16 protein-coding genes and 1 tRNA gene are annotated in these 20,864 nt (G+C 28.7%); 3 read left to right on the forward strand and 14 right to left on the reverse strand.

Annotated elements, in window-relative coordinates:
- Positions 1–2: 2 nt before the first annotated feature.
- The 3 genes from EU91_RS02915 to EU91_RS02905 are packed head-to-tail and all read right to left on the reverse strand — an operon-like array spanning position 3 to position 4,358.
- The gene (locus EU91_RS02915; protein ID WP_206538271.1) at positions 3–1,976 is read right to left on the reverse strand and encodes a hypothetical protein; all 1,974 of its coding nucleotides are present in this window, start codon (positions 1,974–1,976) and stop codon (positions 3–5) included.
- Positions 1,870–3,222 (reverse strand): polysaccharide deacetylase family protein, encoded by a 1,353-nt coding sequence (locus tag EU91_RS02910; RefSeq protein WP_032524722.1) that lies wholly within the window; start codon positions 3,220–3,222, stop codon positions 1,870–1,872. The genes EU91_RS02915 and EU91_RS02910 overlap by 107 nt, the downstream gene beginning before the upstream one ends.
- Positions 3,223–3,254: 32 nt before the next feature.
- A complete protein-coding gene (locus EU91_RS02905) occupies positions 3,255–4,358 on the reverse strand; it encodes a Gfo/Idh/MocA family protein (protein ID WP_032524723.1) in 1,104 nt (367 codons plus the stop codon).
- Between the two features lie 198 nt (positions 4,359–4,556).
- Here EU91_RS02905 and asnB point away from each other — a divergent pair, with 198 nt between their 5' ends.
- Both asnB and EU91_RS0108735 read left to right on the forward strand, forming a co-directional pair.
- Positions 4,557–6,440, forward strand: coding sequence for an asparagine synthase (glutamine-hydrolyzing) (gene asnB, locus EU91_RS02900; protein ID WP_032524724.1), 1,884 nt, complete (start codon positions 4,557–4,559; stop codon positions 6,438–6,440).
- A gap of 9 nt (positions 6,441–6,449) precedes the next feature.
- Positions 6,450–7,589, forward strand: coding sequence for a glycosyltransferase (locus EU91_RS0108735; RefSeq protein WP_032524725.1), 1,140 nt, complete (start codon positions 6,450–6,452; stop codon positions 7,587–7,589).
- 6 nt (positions 7,590–7,595) lie between these two features.
- Here the strand turns inward: EU91_RS0108735 and EU91_RS02895 are convergent, their stop codons facing one another.
- From EU91_RS02895 to EU91_RS02850, 10 genes are all read right to left on the reverse strand, one after another.
- Positions 7,596–8,933 (reverse strand): nucleotide sugar dehydrogenase, encoded by a 1,338-nt coding sequence (locus tag EU91_RS02895; RefSeq protein WP_052041297.1) that lies wholly within the window; start codon positions 8,931–8,933, stop codon positions 7,596–7,598.
- A 104-nt stretch (positions 8,934–9,037) separates the two neighbouring features.
- Positions 9,038–9,628, reverse strand: coding sequence for an acyltransferase (locus EU91_RS02890; protein ID WP_032524726.1), 591 nt, complete (start codon positions 9,626–9,628; stop codon positions 9,038–9,040).
- A 150-nt stretch (positions 9,629–9,778) separates the two neighbouring features.
- Complete coding sequence (locus EU91_RS02885; protein ID WP_275040662.1) at positions 9,779–10,984, reverse strand: DegT/DnrJ/EryC1/StrS family aminotransferase; 1,206 nt, start codon at positions 10,982–10,984, stop codon at positions 9,779–9,781.
- Positions 10,985–11,258: 274 nt separating this feature from the next.
- A complete protein-coding gene (locus EU91_RS02880) occupies positions 11,259–12,278 on the reverse strand; it encodes an NAD-dependent epimerase (RefSeq protein ID WP_032524727.1) in 1,020 nt (339 codons plus the stop codon).
- 33 nt (positions 12,279–12,311) lie between these two features.
- Entirely contained in the window at positions 12,312–13,718 is a 1,407-nt protein-coding gene (locus EU91_RS02875; protein WP_032524728.1) for a nucleotide sugar dehydrogenase, read from the reverse strand.
- A gap of 84 nt (positions 13,719–13,802) precedes the next feature.
- The gene (locus tag EU91_RS02870) at positions 13,803–15,083 is read right to left on the reverse strand and encodes an O-antigen ligase family protein (RefSeq protein ID WP_032524729.1); all 1,281 of its coding nucleotides are present in this window, start codon (positions 15,081–15,083) and stop codon (positions 13,803–13,805) included.
- Between the two features lie 73 nt (positions 15,084–15,156).
- A tRNA-Arg gene (locus EU91_RS02865) sits at positions 15,157–15,230 on the reverse strand.
- 169 nt (positions 15,231–15,399) lie between these two features.
- Positions 15,400–16,410, reverse strand: coding sequence for a GDP-L-fucose synthase family protein (locus EU91_RS02860; RefSeq protein ID WP_241433940.1), 1,011 nt, complete (start codon positions 16,408–16,410; stop codon positions 15,400–15,402).
- Positions 16,411–16,417: 7 nt separating this feature from the next.
- Entirely contained in the window at positions 16,418–17,554 is a 1,137-nt protein-coding gene (gmd, locus tag EU91_RS02855; protein ID WP_032524731.1) for a GDP-mannose 4,6-dehydratase, read from the reverse strand.
- On the reverse strand, positions 17,551–19,023 hold the full coding sequence (locus EU91_RS02850) for a mannose-1-phosphate guanylyltransferase/mannose-6-phosphate isomerase (RefSeq protein WP_241433941.1): 1,473 nt from the start codon (positions 19,021–19,023) through the stop codon (positions 17,551–17,553). Before EU91_RS02850 ends, gmd begins: the two co-directional genes overlap by 4 nt.
- A 103-nt stretch (positions 19,024–19,126) precedes the next feature.
- Between EU91_RS02850 and EU91_RS02845 the strand changes: the two genes are divergently transcribed.
- A complete protein-coding gene (locus tag EU91_RS02845) occupies positions 19,127–19,777 on the forward strand; it encodes a hypothetical protein (RefSeq protein ID WP_032524732.1) in 651 nt (216 codons plus the stop codon).
- A 226-nt stretch (positions 19,778–20,003) separates the two neighbouring features.
- Here the strand turns inward: EU91_RS02845 and rsmI are convergent, their stop codons facing one another.
- Positions 20,004–20,864 carry a 16S rRNA (cytidine(1402)-2'-O)-methyltransferase gene (gene rsmI, locus EU91_RS02835; RefSeq protein WP_032524734.1) on the reverse strand — a complete coding sequence of 287 codons (861 nt, stop codon included), beginning with the start codon at positions 20,862–20,864 and terminating at the stop codon, positions 20,004–20,006.

Consider the following 20,864-nt stretch of genomic DNA (forward strand, 5'->3'; position numbering starts at 1 on the left):
TATTAGTATTTTGAAGGTATTTTATTTATTGTCTTTATGACTTCATTAAAATCGAGATTTATGCAATCCGTATACCATTTAAGATTAGGATATCTAGGTTTGTTTTCCTCCTCCACTAGTTTTAAGGCTTCATCTCTTGTTAAATCACCTTCTCTGATTTGATTGCTTCGGAAAGTATCGTGCTCTGTAAAACCGGCGACTGTATAGTAAATATAATTGTACATAGCAGCTGTGCCATCTCCAATTCTCCAAGTGGTAGAGGTGTCAGGGGCTTGTTCCCAATCATATGAATCAATCAATGTTTGGTTAATTTCATTTTCATCCCAACGCCAATAATCATAGAGGTGATAATAATCAGATTTTTTTTGAAAGCTCCTGTAATATTCTCCACTGAGAGTATCAAAGATTGAACGATTTACGTAACCAACATTCCTTGACATTTCTTTGAATCTTAAATATTGATACCTTAATTGTTTAAAGACTCCATTTGAGTAAACAAGTTTCTCTTCAAAGTCTGGGGGAATACCAAGGAACCCAGATTTAAAATAAGTAACTTCTAGAGGATTTACACTCCAAATATTTAAATTGATCCCTGTTTGCTTTTTTACCGTTTCAATGTGCCTAAAAAAGTGCTTATCCCCGGCTGTTAAAATACTCACCATCCCAAGATGTGGTGATTTAAGCCAGGCAGTAAAGTTTTTTGTTATGTTCCTTCTTTTTTTTATTAAATCTGCAGCAACTATTATATTTTCTACATTAAGAATTGAAGACATTCGACTTATATTCCTTCTTCCAAGGTCTGTAATCATTCCCCAGTCGTAAGTATAAGTAATAGGTTTCATTTTTAGCTCCTTAACTATGAGATGTAATCCGAAACAACTATCTCTTCCACCAGAAAATGGGATGATACAATTTTCTGGCTTCTTATATTTATATTTATCTAATAATCCAAATAATTCTTCAATAGGTTTTGGCTTATTTCTCAATTTATAGTTTTTGCAATAGTTACATACTCCTTTATCATCAAAACTAATAAAAGGCATTGTTTCTGGTAAAACGCATTTCGAACATCTTTTCAAATTATGTTTTTTGTATTTTAAGATTTTATCCTCATCACTATTAATGATTCCTAAATTAGGGATAATATCTTTTTTATTAGCATCTAAATTTTCTTTAGATAAAATATTCTTTGTTTTAGGTACATCGTATATTAAATATGAATTTTTAATTTGTTTGATATTGTTGCAATAAAGTTTCTTCAAAAAATAAAGCTCTGAAGCGAAGATGTAGCTATCATTTTTCTTACCTATGTATAAACTTCCATTATTCGAAATTAAAATTATTTTGCCAAATTCAGGAATTAATACTGCACAAGCTAGTGTACCTATGCATTTTTCCAAAATAATTTCAGATATTTCATCTAGATTTAGTTTTTTATTGATAAATTTGCTGTAAATTGCTGGAATAACTTCTGTATCAATAGAAAGTTTAGGTTTATCATCCAGTTCTTCCCATAATTCATTTGTATTAATAATAATACCGTTGTGAATAGTTACGATTCTATCTCTGCAAATCGGTTGATCATCTATTAATCCATTTGTTATTAATCGACTATGCCCAATAATAAAATTTGAAGAAATATTTTTATTTCTTTTTATAAGTTTAGTTATCGGTTCAGAAGATTTTTCCACTGTATATTGGTTATCTTTATAAGAAACTATTCCACTTGAATCTTTACCCCTTTGCTCTGAAAGTGCTGCTAACTTTGACAAATTTTTTTTATCAAAATTAATACTTTTATTGTTAAAAATTCCGAATATCCCGCACATGCTAATCTTTAACTTTAAATAGAATGTATTATAAAGACTATCATAAATCCTTGAAAATATTTTTATAAGTTTTCCACTCATCAATATTATTAAGGCTGCTATTGTGCCATAAAAATAAAAAGTTCCCTCCAACTTCTTTACATTCATTTTTGATATTTGTAATAAAATTATTACTGTCTTCGTAGCTTAGGTTTAAGTAATTACTAGAGAAAAGAGTACTTTCCATAAGAATCAAGGGTTTTAAATAAATATCCCTTTTTTTATTTTTATAGTGGTCAAAAAATCTATATTTAAAACAGGTTCCACATCTAAAACCTCCTGTATCAGCGTAGCCCAAAGTACTATCAAAATTTAAATTAGCATTTTCTAAAGCATCTAGTGAATACCTATGGTCCCATCTTAAATAATGCATCCTTGAAACTCTAATCTGTTTATCGATGCCGAAACTATTTAGTATTTCTTGTAAATTTTTTGTCTCTTGCCAAAGTAATTCTTTATTATTGTATGCCTCATAACTTGGATGAATCCCTATATTATGATTCCTTTTATAAATTTCTCTTAAAATATTTTTAATATAAAGATTATTTAAATTTATATTTCCATCGAAATCTTTATTTGATTGGTTGACTTGAAAAAAAAATATACTTCTAGTATTAAATTGTTCAGAAATGTCCATTAATCTTGAATAATTATTATATGGATCAAGTTTGATTTCTCCAAGATTAATTTTTATGGATTGGTAAAGACTATTAAAAGCTTTTTTAATTTTTTTCCTTTTGATAAAATCGCTTAGGAAAGTCCTAAAAATTTCTCTTTTTGTCGCATAGAGATATTTAAAAGGTAAATCAATATCATGAGTTGGTTCTAATTTAAAAAGGTTTTCTTTAAATTTTAATTTTGGATTTTTTTTATAAATTAATTCTTTTATGATCAAAATCCACTCATCAACTATTGGCCTGTATAAATAATTATTTTTGTATGCGTAGCTATTTCTCCCAAGATTTCTGTAGTGAATATCTAATTTTTTATCATTCACTTCTTCTATTCTTGTAAGATTCCAATAAATAAAGGAAATTACATCATAGTTTAGAGTTATGGTTTTTGTATGATATTGAACAATTGGATAAATGGCAGTTTGGATTCCTGGTAAAGGTATTGATTTTTTTTTTGTGTGATTAAATTGTTCATTTTTGAAATTCCAATATTCACAAGAACCTTCCAACTTTTCAAAATCAACTTTGTTTTTTTCTTGAGCAAAGTAGATTTTGGTTTCATTATTGATTAGAAGTTTTATTCGAGATTTTGCCTTCTCTTCTATGATTTGTGTCTTGATCCCATATCTCTCAGAAAATAGCTCTTCTAACCAATCAAAACCTTCTCTGGATATTTTCATTATCAATTTTCAAATAGATTGAAATTAAACATTTAACTTTTTAAAGGTAATTTTATTATCTTTTTCTCATATGAGGATTTGTATGAAGCAATTAAAAGTTCTAGACTTTTTAATCCATCATTACCTTCGCAAATTGCCTTTTTATTATTTAACAAAGCATCAAGCATATTAGCCCAATATGCTTGATGTCCAAATCCATAAACACTTGTAGTCTCATAGTTTGAATCCTCTACCAATAAATCATCTTCTGAATTGTCAGAAAATTCCCATAACTCTATTTTATTTACTGCTTTACCTCCAATTTTCACACTACCTTTTTCACCCAAAATGGTAATCGATCCTTCAATATTTCTAGGATATGCAAGCATAGTAACAGCCATTGTTCCTAAAGCACCATTTCGCCATTTCATTTGTATTACGGCAGTGTCTTCAGACTCTATTGATCTACTAATTGTAGAAGTAGTAGCACTCAAATAATCAATTGGACCAATAAGCCAATCTATAAAATCAACGTAATGACTTGCTTGATTCATTAGTGCGCCACCATCAAGTTCTTTTGTTCCTCTCCATTCATCTTGATCATAATAAGCTTGAGGCCTTTGCCAAAAAACGTTTATTGTTACAAGAGCAATTTTCCCAAAGCGACCTTTATCAATTTGTTTCTTTACAAGTTGTACTGTTTTATTTAATCTATTTTGCTTAACAACAAAAAGTCTTACATTATTTTTTTTGCAAGAATTTATCATTTCTAATCCATGTTCCCACTTAACAGCCATTGGCTTTTCTGTACAAATGTTAATACCCGCTTCTGCCGCTAATTTTGTTTGTGAGAAATGCATTCCGCTTGGAGTTGTAAGAACAACTAAGTCAACATTAATTTTTTTTGTTGTAACTTCTTCGATAAGTTCTGAATAATTGAGAAATTGTTTTGGAGGATTGTATAGTATATCTTTTTCTTTGGATAAACTTTTTATAAGTTCTATAGAAGAAAGAAGTCTCTCATTGGACGTATCGCATATTGCTACTAACCTAGATCTTTTTTGCTCGATTAAGATTGATTTAATATGATTCTTGCTAATTCTTCCACAACCAATAATTGCGATATTAATTAATTCCTTTTCAATATTTTTTTTCATCTGAAAAAGTTAAGCTTAATAATTATAAGAAGAGGTATTGTTTAAAATTATTTATGAAATAAATATTAAATTATAGTTAGTTTAAAATAATTAGAAAATTATGTTTTGTTGTGACTTTTATTAATTATCAAACTAGGAAATTTTACCCTAATTATGTATAGTGTTATTTTGGTTCGAATTTATTGAGTTGATAAATAAATGTGTGGAATAGCTGGATGTTTTACAAATAATGGATTAATTAATAAAGAAAAATTTAAAAATGCTCTTGATTCTTTAGATCATCGGGGGCCAGATGATTCTGGTATTGAGGAGATTAAATTAGATAATGGGTTTTTAATATTGGGGCACAAGAGATTATCAATATTAGATTTATCAAGGCTTGGACATCAACCAATGATTTCATCATCAAAAAATTTGATATTAACTTTTAATGGAGAGATTTATAATTATAAAGAATTAAAAAAGGAACTTAGTAGTCTAGGTTTTAAATTTGAGACATCATCTGATACGGAAGTTTTATTAAATTCTTGGACCAAATGGGGGAAGGACTGCATTAATAAATTCAGAGGCATGTTTGCATTTTGCATATATGATAAAACAAAAAAAATTTTAACTTTAGTAAGAGATAATTTTGGCATAAAACCCCTATATTTTAAAAACGACAATAGCAATTTACATTTTTCTTCAGAAATAAATGCAATACTAAAGCTATCCCCTTATTCAAATAAGCCTAATTATGTAAGTTTTTATAATTATCTTGTGCAAAATACTTATGATAATAATTGTGAGACTTTTTTTGAAAATATATATCAATTAGAGCCTGGGCATTTAATTGAATTTGAATTTGGTGATGAAATATCTTTTAAAAAAACTAAGTGGTGGCAACCAGATTTTAAAAAATTTCAAAAACCAAATTATGAAAATTCAGTATTTAAATTAAGGGACTTATTTCTTAAGAATATTGAACTTCATTTAAGAAGTGATGTGCCGGTTGGCGCAGCATTATCTGGGGGGTTAGATTCTTCTTCAATTGTTTGTGCAATGAGGTATTTATATCCAGATATTGATATAAATACTTTCACCTATATTGATGATGATCAAAAGATTAGTGAATTTAAATGGGCAAAAATAGTTAATGAATATGTCGGTGCTATTCCACACTATATTAGAGGAACATCTGAAAATCTTAAAAATGATTTAGATAACCTAATCATATCGCAAGGTGAACCTTTTGCTTCTACGAGCTCCTATGCTCAATATTGTATATACAAAGCAGCTAGAGATAATGGTATTAAAGTCACTCTTGATGGTCAAGGAGCTGATGAGTTACTGGGAGGTTATGATGGATACGTAGGTTATAGAATGTTATCTTTAATTGAAGAATTTAAATTATTTAAGACTATTTCATTTTTAATTAAATGGTCTAAGTATCCTAGAAGAAATATAAAACTTGGAATCATGGATTTTGGGAGAATAACCCTTCCAGATAAGATTTATATGTTGTTAAGAAAACAATTAAATAGAGACTTTAGACCAAATTGGCTAAATTATGATTTTTTAAAAAAATATAACGTTTATTTTTCTGAAATTAGAGATGATTTTAAGAACGAATTTAGTGGTAAAAGAGTAACTGAAAAATTAATTGCATCTTTGAATGGAAGAGGTTTACCTGCATTACTAAGAATCGCAGATAGAAATTCAATGCATTTTTCCGTAGAAAGTAGATTGCCATTTCTTACATGCGATATGGCAGAATTTGCTTTGAATTTGCCTGAAAATTTTTTTATTGATGATAATGGATTATCAAAATCCATTTTTAGAAAAGCAATGAAGGGAATAGTACCTGAAAATATTTTATGGAGAAAAGATAAAATAGGCTTAGAAACTTCACAAGAAAAGTGGCTTATAAAAAATTCTGTTTTTTTTAGGGAAATAGTAGAATCATGGGCATTAAAATGTGATGCAGTAGATAAAGAAAGATTGATGAAATATTTTGATTTTTCAATAGAAAAATATCATAATAGTGATGCTATATGGAGATTGATTAATTATGCCCAATGGTATGAACATTTTATTGGATAAATAAATTAAATGCCTTTTAAAAATATTATTCATATTACTCATACAGACCCAATATATGATTCCAGAATACTAAATATTGCTAACAGTATTGCTGATATAAATGGGGATTATGTTCAGTATATTATTGGGATTAATAAGAAAAAATCTTATCTAAAAGAAAACTATAATAATAAAAAGGTAAGTTTAGTTGCTATTAAACCTTTATCTAACTTTTTTTTAAACTCTTGCGTTCGAAAATTAATAAGCTTTTTAGAATTCAATTTAAGGTTTATTTTAAAGTGTTTTCTTTTAAAACCTAAGATTATCCATTGCCATGATTTGTCAGGGCTATATATAGCAATTATTTTTAAAATTTTTTTCAGAACAAGATTTATTTTTGATGCTCATGAATTGGAATCTCAGGATAGTTTCGTTTCCCCTAAAGAACAAGTTTTGAGGACTATCTATGAATATTTACCTATTATTACTTGTGATTATTTAATAACCGTATCAGATTCAATAGCTCATTGTTATAAATGGAAGGGCGCAAAGAAAGTTGCGGTTATTTTTAATAAGCCAGAATCACCAAAAATTACTTTAGGAAGTGGTAACTCACTATTAAAAAAAATACCACCAAAAAAAAATGGTATAAATTTAATATATATAGGTGCACTTGAAGAAAATAGATCGATTGAAAAGCTCATAAATATTTTTAGATTCAAAGATGGATATAATTTATATTTTTTGGGAGAAGGTTCTTTGGAAAATAAAATCACAAAAATTTCTAATCCCAAAAGCAATATATACCTTCATCCATTCGTTCATAAAGATTATATTGTGGAATTTATAAAAGGTTTTGATTATTCATTATGTTTGATAGAAACGAATTCATTAAGTGATTATTTCTGTATGCCAAATAAACTTTTTCAATCTTTAGCAGGAGGGATCCCAGTGATTGCATCAAATATTCCTGATTTATCATCTTATATTATTAAAAATAAAGTAGGAATAATTGTAAATGATGTTAATGAGATAATTGAAAGAATAAGCAATTTATCCAAAAAAATTGATTTTATAAAAGGAAATATAAAAAATAAAGAATCAGAATTTATATGGTCTTCTGAATATGAGAAATTAAATAAGATTTATGAATATCTAGAAAATTCTTAATTAAATTTAGGCTCTTATTATTTTATCGCTTGTATTGTATTTCCCCCTTGTATCTATAATTAATTGACTAAAATTTTTTATCAATTCATAGTCAAAACAATCATGATCCGTAGCAACAATTAAACAATCACTTTTTACTAGATTCTCTTGATTTAACTCTATTTTCTCAATACTTAATTTATATTTTCTTATATCTGGGAACTGCTCAAAATATGGATCAATAAATTTTACATTAGCTCCTTTATTTGTTAAGAGTTTTATGAGTTCAATAGATGGCGACTCTCTGGCGTCATCAACATTTTTTTTATATGCAAGGCCTAATACTATTAAATTAGAACCATTTATTGATTTCTTTTTATTATTTAAAGCTTCTGATACTTTTTGCACTACATATTCAGGCATAGATGCATTTATTTGCCCAGCTAATTCTATAAACCTTGTATCCATTCCATATTCTCTTGCTTTCCATGTCAAATAAAATGGATCTATGGGGATACAATGTCCCCCAAGTCCTGGGCCTGGGTAATATGGGACAAAGCCAAAAGGTTTTGTCGAAGCTGCTCTAATTACCTCATATAAATCTATATTCATTTTATTGGCTAAGGGTTTTAATTCATTCATTAAGCCAATATTTACTGCTCTATGTATGTTTTCAAGAAGTTTTGTCATTTCAGCAGCTCTTAAACTACTTAAAGTTACAATTTTAGAAATTATTTGGCTGTAAAGTTTAAACCCAACCTCGCTACAATTTTGAGTATAGCCTCCTAGCACTTTTGGAATGTTAGATGTGTTGTAACTAGTATTTCCTGGATCTTCTCTTTCTGGAGAATATATCAAGAAGAAATCTTCTCCTATTTTAAATCCTTTTTTGTCTATGTATGGTTGAATAATTTCCTCAGTTGTTCCTGGATAAGTAGTACTTTCTAAAGAAAGAACTTGATAAGGTCTTAAATAATCTGAAATTGACTTAATTGTCTGTTTAATATATTTAAGATCAGGTTCCCTATGCAATTTTAATGGTGTTGGTACACAAATTATAATTGCATCAACTTCTTGAACTCTCGAAATGTCAGAAGTTGGTTCTAGGATATTATTAATTCTTGCTTTGGAAATTATTTCAGACTTGATGTGGTGTATGTAACTTTCCCCATCTCTGATTTTATTAATAATATTTTCATTTATATCAAAACCTAAAACTTTTATTTTTTTTGAAGCATAGGTCAATGCAAGTGGTAATCCAACGTAACCTAGTCCTATGATTCCTACAGTGGCCTCTCCATTATCAAATTTATTGATAATATATTCTTTACCATTTTGTCCTTGGTTTTTGCTATCTATTTTCATTAATTATTAAAACAAATAAATGATAACATCGCTCAAAGATCCTCTACATTAATCTTGTTATTTTAAACGTTTAATATAGTATCAATTCTTCAGCAATTTATTATTTAATCTTTTTTAATTAAATTTTGACCTTCAAGAATATATTTAGAATTTGTATTAGGGCAAATCCATTCACCAGAACCTGACAAAGGTAGATAAATTTTCTCACCATATTCACTTATCCATGAGACTTGTACAGCTGGAACTCCAACCATTAAAGAATATGGTCTAACATTTTTTGTTATTACCGCACCCGCTCCAATAAAAGCATATTTCCCAATCTTATTTCCGCAGATTATCGTACAGTTTGCTCCTAAAGTAGCACCCTCCTCTACCAACGTACTTAAGTATTCATTTTTTCTATTAATTTGAGAACGAGGATTAATTACATTCGTGAAAACCATACTTGGGCCACAAAAGACATTATCTTCTAAAGTGACATCATCATAGACTGATACATTATTTTGTATTTTTACGTTTTTGCCTATTGAAACTTTATTAGAGACGTATACATTCTGACCTATTGAGGTTTCATCTTTTATTTTAGCTCCCCCACAAATGTGTGACCAATGCCAAATCTTACAATTTGCTCCAATTGATGCTCCTGTATCAACAATAGCGGTTGGATGAATAAAAGCAGTTGGATTTACTGACATTATTAAATTTTAATAAAGTTGTATAAGGTTGAATAAAATTATTTAGTAAATAATTTTAAAATTTATAGAATTATATCTAGAACTAACAAAACTACCAATTTATAATCCAAAATAAAAGAATATATAAATTAGAAATTTATGATAAAAAAGTTAGTCTTTTATTAGAAAATCTTTATTTTCAGAAATTAAGTTTTTTATGTTATTAACTATATAGTTAATCTCTGACTCTTTTATCCAAGGATGAAATGGTAAGCTGATTACTCTTTCGCTGGCTAATATTGATTCCTTATTCGCACTGGTAATTTGTTCAATATTTGCATTATCTAATAATGCAGGTTGCATGGGTAATATTTGAGGATAATGAACTGCAGTAGGAACTCCATTTTGTTTTAATTTCATTTGGAATTCATTTCTAAAATTTATCTGAATAGTAAATTGTGCATAAACTGAGCTATTAAATTTTTCAATAAGAGGTGTAAAACTAATATTAATTTCATTTAACTTTTGTGAATAATATTGTGCAATCTTTGATCTTTTTTTTATTTCAGATGGATAAAAATCAAATTTAGCTAAAAGTATCGCTGCTTGAATCGTATCTAATCTTCCATTGATACCAATTTGAGTATGTGTGTATCTTTTCTCTTGACCATGCAGAGATATTCTTCTTATCCTTTCCGCTATTTTTGCATCATTTGTAAAACATGCTCCTCCATCACCGTAACATCCTAATGGTTTTGAGGGGAAAAAACTTGTGACGCCTATGGTACTTAAATTGCAACTTTTAATTCCGTGATGTTCTGATCCAAAACTTTGGGCTGCATCTTCAATAACTGGTATCGAGTGTTTAGATGCAATTTTATTGATTTCAGTAAAATTAGCTGGTTGTCCATATAAACTTACAGCCACTATAGCCTTGGTTTTTGAATTTATCTTTGCTTCTATTTTTGTATGATCAATATTGTATGAATTAGGATTAATATCAACAAATATTGGTTTTGCTTTTAATAAACAAATGGCTTCAGCAGTGGCAAAAAAAGAAAATGAAGTTGTTATCACTTCATCATTTTCAGATATTCCTAATGCCATTAATGCTAATAAAAGAGCATCTGTTCCACTAGACGCGCCTATACAATATTTGGAATTAGTAAAGTTTTTTAATTTCTCTTCTAAGAGTTTTACTTCAGGCCCCAAAATATATTGGCCATGATCCATAACATTTTTGATATTCTTATCAATAATATTTTTGAGTGTAAAACCTAAATGGTTCCTTGATTTTCTTTGTCGAGATAAATCAATAAAATTTATTTTTCTTTTTATATTATTAGATTTGTTTCTTGAAAAAAAAGATAATTTCAATTTAAGTTAAATAATTATTTTAAGTTTATATTGCGAAAATAGTTTTTGAAAATTTTAAATAAAAATTAAATATAAATTTTTATTTATTTATTGAAATTTAAGTTTAAATTAATAGAATTTAAAGATTTTTAAATTTATTTAAAAATACAATTTAATATTTATCAAATAAAGATTTAGTTGAATTTTAAAATAATGAATTCGATATATATTATGAATTTATTGAAGAAATCTAAGAGATTTGTATGGACTTTTTAAAGTTATTAAAATAATAAAACTAAGCCTTTTTATAAAAGAATTTATACCAATGCACGAACTCTTTGATACCATCTTTTATCTTTGTTGATGGTTTATAGTTTATCCAATTCTCTAAAAGTGAAGTATCAGCTAGCGTAGATTTAACATCTCCAGGTTGCATAGGGAGAAAATTTTTCTTGGCTCTTACTCCTAACTCCTTTTCAATACTTTCAATGAATTCCATAAGAGTTATAGAGTTAGAATTACCAATATTAAAAATTTTATGAGGAGCCCAGCTAGAACTAATTAGTGGATTTTTTTTATCAAAGGCTTTTTCACCAGTGGGGGCCTTTTTCATTATCCTGAACAAACTTTCACAAATATCATCTATGTAAGTAAAGTCTCTAGCCATTTGACCGTGATTAAAAATTTTTATATTTTCTCCTGCAAGAATTGCCTTAGTAAATAAAAAATATGACATATCAGGTCTACCCCATGGACCATATACTGTAAAGAATCTTAGCCCTGTGCAGGGAATTGAATACAAATGACTGTATGCATGAGCAATTAATTCATTTGCTTTTTTGCTAGCCGCATAAATGCTTACAGGATGATCAACAATATTATTTTCAGAATATGGAAGTTGCTCATTACCACCATATACTGAACTGCTGCTTGCGTATACAAGATGTTCAATTTGATTATTTTTACATGCTTCTAATATATTTACGAATCCTTGGATATTAGTACTAATAAATGTTCTTGGATTTTTAATTGAATATCTAACCCCTGCTTGGGCAGCTAAATTAATAACTATTGAAGGTTTATAATTTAAGAAAATCTCATCAACTTTTTCTTTATCTTCAATGTCAACTTTGAAGAAATTGAAATTTCCTTCAGTATTTTTTAAATTATCTAATCTTGCTTTTTTTAAGTTCGTATCATAATAAGAATTTAGGTTGTCAATTCCTATAATATTTATTTTTTCTTTCATCAACTTTTTACAAAGATTAAATCCAATAAAACCTGCAACGCCTGTTATTAATACTTTTTTATCCATTTATTAAAAGTTACTATTGAGATTTTAAGGTATTTATGAGCCAGATCCTACCTGCCAAATATTAATTCCATATTTTTTAATTACATTTTTTTTAATAATAGATCTCGTATCAAAAATCCATGCTGGTTTTCTCATTTTAGGTGAAATTGTACTCCAATCAAGATTTTGAAACTCTTCCCATTCCGTCATAAATATTGCAGCATCTGTATCATTAAAAGTCTCATAAAGGGAATTGGAAAAAGTCCATTTTTTGTTATTGTTTGGAACATTAAGGTCCTCTTTACATCCTTTTAGGTCTTTATTAATCTGATTTTGGCTAACTTTTGGATCATAAATATTTAAAATTGCTCCTTCTTCAATCAGTTTCCTGCAAATATAGATAGCGGGCGATTCTCTGGTGTCATTAGTATTAGATTTAAAGGCAAAACCTAAAATTGCAATCTTTTTTGATGATATGGTCCCGAACATTTGTTTTACAATTAATTCCACAAATCTTTTTTGTTGCCAGAGGTTTATATCTAAAACTTTTTGCCAATATTCTGCAACCTCACTTAATCCATAATGATTAGAGATGTAAACCAAATTAGAAATGTCTTTTTTAAAACAACTTCCTCCAAAACCCGGCCCACTATTAAGAAAGTATTTCCCAATTCTTTTATCCATGCCTACTGCTAATGCAACATCTTTAATATTTGCTCCAGTTGCTTCACATAATGCTGAAATTGTATTAATGGAGCTTATTCTTTGAGCTAGAAACGCATTTGCAATTAGTTTAGATAATTCAGAACTCCATAGATCTGTTGTTAAAACTTTGCTTTTATCAACCCAATTTGTATATATACGAACTAATGAATCTATTGCTTCTTTGTTGTCTCCACCTATTAAAATTCTGTCAGGATTATTTAAATCATTTATGGCTGTTCCCTCAGCTAAGAATTCTGGATTTGATAGTACAGCAAAATTTTTCTCAGTAAATTTTTCTTTGGATTTTGATTCTGCGTCTAGTATATCTTTAATAGTTTGCGCTGTTTTTACTGGCAATGTGCTTTTTTCAACAACTATTGTGAATCCTTCTGAGTACTTCGCAATTTCTCGAGAGGATGCTTCTACATATTTAAGATCTATGGCTTGGCCAGCTCCAATTCCTTTAACTTTTGTTGGTGTATTAACAGATATGAAAATCATATCTGCTTTCTTGATTTGATTCTCCATCTCATTTGAAAAATGAAGGTTTACTCCTCTACATTTTTTTACAATTTCTGCGAGTCCAGGTTCAAAAATAGGTAACTTTGAAAAATCATCATCATTCCATTGATCAATTCTTTCTGGATTTATATCAACTACATTTACCTGAATATTAGGGCAATAATTGGCAATGACTGCCATTGTTGGTCCCCCTACATAACCTGCGCCAATACAGCAAATATTTCTAATCTCCATTAAGTTATGATTTTTTCTTTAAATTCTAATCCTATACTTTTCTTATTCTAAAAATATACTTAGAGAGTTAAAATTGATATATTGTTAAACATATTTTTTACTTTTTTTGCACTCATCAATTATACATTTTAGACCAGCTAATAGTATCCAAATCAAAATACTTATCTTTCCATCATAATAAGTAATATCGAAGAAATGATGAAAAATAGTCGCAAACGAAGCAATTAGCCAACATCTGTTAAATATATTTGTTTCCTTATATGATTTTGCCTCTAATATCGCTTGATAGCCTCTAAAAACTAGAAATGTAACAAACAAAGTTAAAATTATTGAATTAAGTATTCCATAATCGTATGCAATTTGTAGCGGTAAATTATGAGTATGCTGAATCCCAATATCTCTAATGCTGAAATAAATTGGGAATGTTGCAGCACCGTATCCAAATATTGGTCTTTGTGCAATCAATTTAATTGTATTTGACCAGATATTAAACCTAAGATATTGAGAATAAAATATTGACCCGATTCTTGCAAATGCCTCTGGGAAGATTGAACCAAATTTAAGTAAATCAACAAAAAAGAAAATTAATATAATGATTATTAAAGCTAGCAATAAATTTTTTAATCCAAAAACCAAAAAAGAAGTAACGAATAAATTTAATATCGCATTCCTTGATCGAGTATATAATATTAAAATAACTGTTAAGAGAGATAATCCAATAGTAAAGAATTTTTTATAATTAAAAAATTTGTTTTCTAATATCAAGGCAACTATTAAAGGAAAGATGGTAGATAACCAAAAACCTAAATAGTTTGGATTGCTGAATAAACCTGAAAGTCCATCAAATGGTGCTCCCCCATCAATCCCATAAAGTGGTTTGTTAAACCAAACTATTAATCCTCCAAATGTTTCCCAAGGCCCATAAAGTCTATATTTATATTGTAAGAGGCAACTGAAAAAAACTGGAAAAGTTCCTGAAATAAGTATTTTTGAGAACCAAGACCTTTGATCTTTATTCTTTAAGTAATGTTGAAAGTATATAAATATTAAAAATAGTGGGATCCAATTAAATAATGAGTACCAGGAAGATGAATATTGAATCTCATTTGTATTATTTTGCAGATGAAATAAATTGGTTTTAATTGAACTAAAAAGAATGAATCCAGATGAGACAATCAAAATTTGATTCCATCCATCTTTTAATATGGAACGCTTTGTTTTGTGAATTGAAGTAAAAAGTGCAATCAAATAAAATATGCCAGCTATTGGTAAAGCTGAAGCCAGGAAAAATGTGCCTAAATAAAAACATAATTGACCAAAACCTCCTATATTTTTAATTTGAATTTTTAATTCTTTAATAATCACTTTCTAAATTTATTTTTACATGGTCTAATTTATTTTAAATTCATTATTTAAATAATTAAAACTTTAATTTTAACGCTTCCTGCAGGATTCGAACCTGCGGCCCACTGCTTAGAAGGCAGTTGCTCTATCCAGCTGAGCTAAGGAAGCAATATGAAATTCTGAGGAAATTTTATATTTTTTTATCCCCTTTTAATTAAACAAAATCCATAATATGAGTAATGTTTTATTAAAGTAAAATTCTAATACATTATTTCTCAACAATAAATCAGAATTTGTGTAATTTATAAAAGTTATTAATAAAAAATTCTTTAAAAAGTTAGGAAAAAAATTGATCTTTTGCTCCCAATTCATTTTTGTAGCTTATTATGGTTTTCTTAATACCATTATTTAAATTGGTATTAGCCTTCCACCCTATTTTATTAATATAGTTATTATCTAATTTTTTTCTTGGAGTACCATCAGGTTTGCTTTTGTCCCAGATTATTTCTCCATCGAACTTCATATAATAAGAAATCTTTTGTGAAAGTTCTTTTATTGATATTTCGTAATCAGATCCTACGTTAAGCCAATTCAATTTATTTCCATCTTTGTCTATAGGGCAATGAGCATGATCAGGATCCCAATTCTTGAGAATGTGAAAACAAGCCTCTGCGAAATCCTCAACATATAGAAACTCTCTTAAAGGTTTTCCTGAACCCCAGCAGGTTACTGATTTAGAATTTCTTATCTTGGCTTCATAAAATTTTCTAATTAATGCTGCTAATACATGGCTATTTTTTAAATCATAGTTATCGTTAGGGCCATAAAGATTTGTTGGCATTAGGGAAATAGCATCAAAATTGTATTGTTTTCTGTAAAATTGGCATAACTTTAACCCAGCGATTTTAGCAATTGCATATGCTTCGTTTGTAGGCTCTAATTCACTAGTTAGTAAATACTCTTCTTTTATTGGTTGGGGTGACAATTTTGGATAAATACAGCTACTTCCAAGAAATATTAATCTTTTGACCCCGAATTTATAAGATGTTTCGATTAAATTGTTCTGAATTTTTAAATTTTCTAAAAGAAACTCTACTTGATTAAGTTTATTTGCCATTATCCCTCCAACTTTTGCTGCGGCAATTATTACAATATTTGGCTTAAATTTTTTGAACCAAGCCTCTACTTTTTTGGCATCTTGTAAATCTAAATCTTTCCTAGAGGTGGTTATGAGTTTTTTGTTATTGAAAGTAAATCCATTTTTTAATAGTAGTTTGCAAATTGCATTACCAACCATCCCAGTTGAACCAGCAACGTAGATGGTCTCATCTCCACTTAATAAAGTCACGTTTTTTTTAATTCATTATGTTTGGTATCGTTTCAACTGAATTGAGTGTTGAGAAGCCTTTGTTTTTTAAAATTAATTCCTTTTTGGCGTCATTGGAATCATTTTTGATCATTTCAGATACTAATTGCTCCAAGGTTGTCGTTGGTCTCCATCCAAGTTCTTTATTCGCCTTACTAGAATCTCCTAAAAGTAAATCTACTTCAGTAGGACGGAAATATCTCGGATCAATCTTCACAACAATTTTACCGTTATCAGCTCTTACCCCAACCTCGCTTAGCCCTTCGCCTTTCCAAATTATACCAGGAGAGTTTTTTTTACTATTCCATCCAAGTTCTATCGAACTTAATTCAACAAATCTCCTTACTGTCTCCGTCCTCCCTGTAGCTATGACATAATCTTTTGGCTTTTTTTGTTGCAACATCATCCACTGCATTTCAACGTAATCTTTTGCATGCCCCCAATCCCTTTTTGAGTCAAGGTTCCCAAGATAAATGCAATCATCTAAACCTAGATTAACTCTTGATAAGCCTCGCGTTATTTTTCTTGTAACGAAAGTCTCTCCACGTCTTTCTGATTCATGATTAAATAAAATTCCATTACAGGCGAACATTCCATATGCTTCTCTATAGTTGACAGTTATCCAATAAGCATATAATTTCGCTGCAGCATAAGGACTTCTTGGATAAAAAGGTGTTGTTTCATTTTGAGGCGAACACTTTGTAATGCCATATAGTTCACTCGTACTGGCTTGGTATATTTTTGTCTTGTTTGTTAAATTTAATATTCTCACTGCTTCAAGAATCCTTAATGGACCTAAAGCATCACAATTCGCTGTATATTCAGGAGATTCAAAACTTACTGAAACATGACTTTGAGCACCAAGATTATAAATCTCGTCTGGAGATACCTTTTGAATAATATTTAAGATATTTGTGCTGTCAGTAAGGTCACCATAGTGCAGAATTAAATCTAGTTTCTTTTTATGAGGATCCTGATAAAGATGATCAATCCTTTTTGTGTTGAAATTACTAGATCTTCTCTTGATTCCATGAACTTCATAATTTTTTTTAATTAAAAGTTCAGCAAGATAACTACCATCTTGACCAGTAATCCCAGTAATAAGTGCTTTCTTTCTTTTATTCATTCAGAATTATCTGTATTTCTTTTATACTTGTCTTCAAATCTTACAATATCATCTTCCCCTAAGTATGTTCCGCTTTGAACTTCTATTAAAATTAGAGGAAAAGAAAAAGGATTTGATAATCGATGCTTTGCTCCTTGTGGAACATAAGTGCTTTCATTCTTATTCATTAAAAATGTTTCGTTATTAATTTCAATCTTAGCTTTACCTGAAACTATAACCCAATGTTCGGATCTATGATGATGCATTTGAAGTGAAATGCTCTCATAAGGATTTATTTCTATTTTTTTAACTTGCCAATTTTTATTTTCCATAAGAGAAACGTAATGCCCCCAAGGCCGATGAACCTTATTATTTATCTTTAGTTCTCTATAGTTATTTTTATCAAGTTCTTTGATGATATCTTTAAGTGAGTCGATTGAATTTTTATTTGAAATTAAAATTGCATCTTCAGTATCAATTGCTGCAATGTTATTTAACCCTAAACCAACTAAGAGCCTATTATCACTTTTTAAATAAGAGTTTTTTACATCTTTAATAATAGTTTTACCCTCTAAGGAATTATTGTTTACATCCTTAAAAGAACTCTCCCACATACTTTTCCAGCTGCCAAGATCATTCCAGCCTACATCTAAAGGTATAACAGTCCCTAATTTGGTTTTTTCCATAACAGCAATATCGATAGAAATGTTAGGCGATTTCTTAAAAAGATTATGATCAATCCTTCGAAATGAAAGATCTTCAATTTTTTTTTCTAAACATTTTTCGCATGTTTCAACAATTTCAGGTTGATATTTTCTAAGCTCGGATATTATTGATGATGCTTTAAAAAGAAAAATGCCGCTGTTCCATGTATAGTGCCTATCTTTAAGAAGTTTTTTTACTAATTCCTTGTTGGGTTTTTCAATAAAACTCTTAATATCACTAGATTTTGTTTCTTTAGAAAGTTCTTCCATTGATTCGATGTAACCAAATCCTGTTTCAGATGTACTAGGAACCACTCCAAACGTTACTAATCTTCCTCTATTAGCAAAAACGATCCCTTCTTCTATTGTTTCTCTAAATTTTTTATTTTTTTCAATTTTGTGATCTGATGCTAAAACTAATAATAATGGGTCGTTTTTTTCCTTAATTCCAATCAAAGCTGCCAAAGCAATTGCAGATGCTGTATTTCTTCCACAGGGCTCAAGTAAAATAGATTCCGGTTCAACATTAATAGTTCTCATTTGCTCAGCTACTATGAATCTCTGCTCTTCATTACATATAATTATGGGATTTTTTAAAAACTTTATTCCTTTAAGTCTTAAATATGTCTCTTGAAGAAGAGTATATTTGGAATTTTTATTTAAAGTTAAATATTGTTTAGGATATGATGATCTTGATAGTGGCCATAACCTTGTGCCAGAACCTCCAGAAAGGAGCACTGGGAAAATATTCTTATTAATGTAGGAATTAGTTTTAGTTTCGAACAAGTTTTTTTTCTTAGATTAATACGATTAAAAGGTTAGAGCAAATATTAAAAAATAAAATTTCTTCGTTGAGGACTATAATTAATTAGGAAGTCATCTTTATGTTTTGCCTAAAAAAGTAACAGAACAGGATAAAAGTAATATTCTTAAATCATTTATTGATGGAATAAATATCAAAGAATTATCAGAAATGTATGGTTTCTCTGTAACTACTATTACAAGACAATTAAAGAATAAATTGAGTAACGAGAAATTTAAAAAAATTAGGAATATAAATAGTAAAGAAATTTCCTCTAAACAAATCCCTGTAAATTTCAAAAAGGAAAGTAAGGTAGAGAAAATTAATAAAACGAAGGATGATAATATTAATTTTGAAAATGAAGGAATCTCTAATAATTTTTTTGAAATTGCCCCTTTGAATTATGAGGTTGATCTGGATAATCAAAAGGATCTCGCTTCAATACCTTTAGATGAAGTTGATTTTCCTAAACTTATTTATATGATCGTAGATAGTAAAATCGAATTAATAATAAAAATGTTGAAAGATTACCCTGAATGGGAATTTCTACCTGAAGATGATTTGAACAGAAAAACAATAGAAATTTATTATGATTTGAAAAACGCAAAGAGGAATTGTGGCAGGGATCAAAAAGTTATAAAAGTTCCAAATACCAATGTTTTTAAAATTGTATCTCCAATCTTATTATCTAGAGGGATTTCAAGAATACTAGCTGGAGATAAATTGATATCTATCTAATTTGGTTCTTTTAAAAGAAAGTTTGATGAAAAGAAACTACCTATAATTGACCCACTTATAAAGCTTGTTCCAATTATGAAGCTTACAGGTAAATTAATGGTCTCATCAATAATTAAATTCACCTTATTTTTTGTATTACTATTTTGAATTATGATTATCAAAATAAAAAACAAGAACAGATTAGAAAATAAATTTTTAAAAAAATTGACCATTTAAGGAGTTTATTTTATATCAAATTATATACTACTTTCTTTGTAAGGTTTTCTTTTTTAGCAAGATATTTTGAAGCGGCTGATAAACTTAACCCTGCTTTGATGAGATCATTTAATTCTTTTTTTAATGCTGGTTCATTTATTTTCTGTTTATTTAAAGAGTCTATTCCTTTTAAAACAATAGTGAATTCTCCTAATATTTCTTTTTTTTCAAAATAGTTTATTACTTCATCAATATTAAAACCTATATGTTCCTCAAATTTTTTGGTTAATTCTCTAAAAACTTTTATTTCTCGTTCTCCACCACAGAATTCTTTAAGTCCTTTTAAAGTTTGCTTTAAACGATGCGGGGCTTCAAAAAATATGGTAGTTTTCTCATTTTTACTTATTTCAAAAAGTGCTTTATCTCTTAGTGACTTCTTTTTAGGTAAGAAGCCCTCAAAAATAAATTTAGATGATGGTAGGCCACTTGAGACGAGTGCAGTTAATGCGGCACAAGGACCAGGAATACAAATAGTATCCAAATTATGTTTGTTCGTTTCTCTAACAAGTTCTTCACCAGGATCACAGATTCCTGGTAGGCCTGCATCACTTACTAGAGCTATGGAATTACCCTCTTTGAGGTAACTAATAATTTCAGGAATTTTACTTAAACAATTTATTTGATTAAAACTAATCAATCTATTTGAAATCCCATACTTATTCATTATTTTTTTCGTTTGTCTGGTATCTTCACAAGCTATCAAGAAAACATTTTCCAAGATATTTAGTGCTCTTGAAGATATATCTGATAGGTTTCCAATAGGAGTCCCAACAAGATATAAAATACCTTTTTCTGGCTCTTGACCTCTGTGAGATAATGAAATTTTATTCAT

Origin of the sequence: Prochlorococcus marinus str. GP2, from assembly GCF_000759885.1 — a bacterium.
In the GTDB taxonomy this organism is placed as follows: Bacteria; Cyanobacteriota; Cyanobacteriia; order PCC-6307; family Cyanobiaceae; genus Prochlorococcus_A; species Prochlorococcus_A marinus_J.

Bases quoted from the DNA above. Each gene is read 5' to 3' on its own strand.
- EU91_RS02915 (WP_206538271.1), bottom strand. From the start codon at position 1,976: ATGAATGTAAAGAAGTTGGAGGGAACTTTTTATTTTTATGGCACAATA.
- EU91_RS02910 (WP_032524722.1), bottom strand. From the start codon at position 3,222: ATGAAAATATCCAGAGAAGGTTTTGATTGGTTAGAAGAGCTATTTTCT.
- EU91_RS02905 (WP_032524723.1), bottom strand. From the start codon at position 4,358: ATGAAAAAAAATATTGAAAAGGAATTAATTAATATCGCAATTATTGGT.
- asnB (WP_032524724.1), top strand. From the start codon at position 4,557: ATGTGTGGAATAGCTGGATGTTTTACAAATAATGGATTAATTAATAAA.
- EU91_RS0108735 (WP_032524725.1), top strand. From the start codon at position 6,450: ATGCCTTTTAAAAATATTATTCATATTACTCATACAGACCCAATATAT.
- EU91_RS02895 (WP_052041297.1), bottom strand. From the start codon at position 8,933: ATGAAAATAGATAGCAAAAACCAAGGACAAAATGGTAAAGAATATATT.
- EU91_RS02890 (WP_032524726.1), bottom strand. From the start codon at position 9,628: ATGTCAGTAAATCCAACTGCTTTTATTCATCCAACCGCTATTGTTGAT.
- EU91_RS02880 (WP_032524727.1), bottom strand. From the start codon at position 12,278: ATGGATAAAAAAGTATTAATAACAGGCGTTGCAGGTTTTATTGGATTT.
- EU91_RS02875 (WP_032524728.1), bottom strand. From the start codon at position 13,718: ATGGAGATTAGAAATATTTGCTGTATTGGCGCAGGTTATGTAGGGGGA.
- gmd (WP_032524731.1), bottom strand. From the start codon at position 17,554: ATGAATAAAAGAAAGAAAGCACTTATTACTGGGATTACTGGTCAAGAT.
- rsmI (WP_032524734.1), bottom strand. From the start codon at position 20,864: ATGAATAAAATTTCATTATCTCACAGAGGTCAAGAGCCAGAAAAAGGT.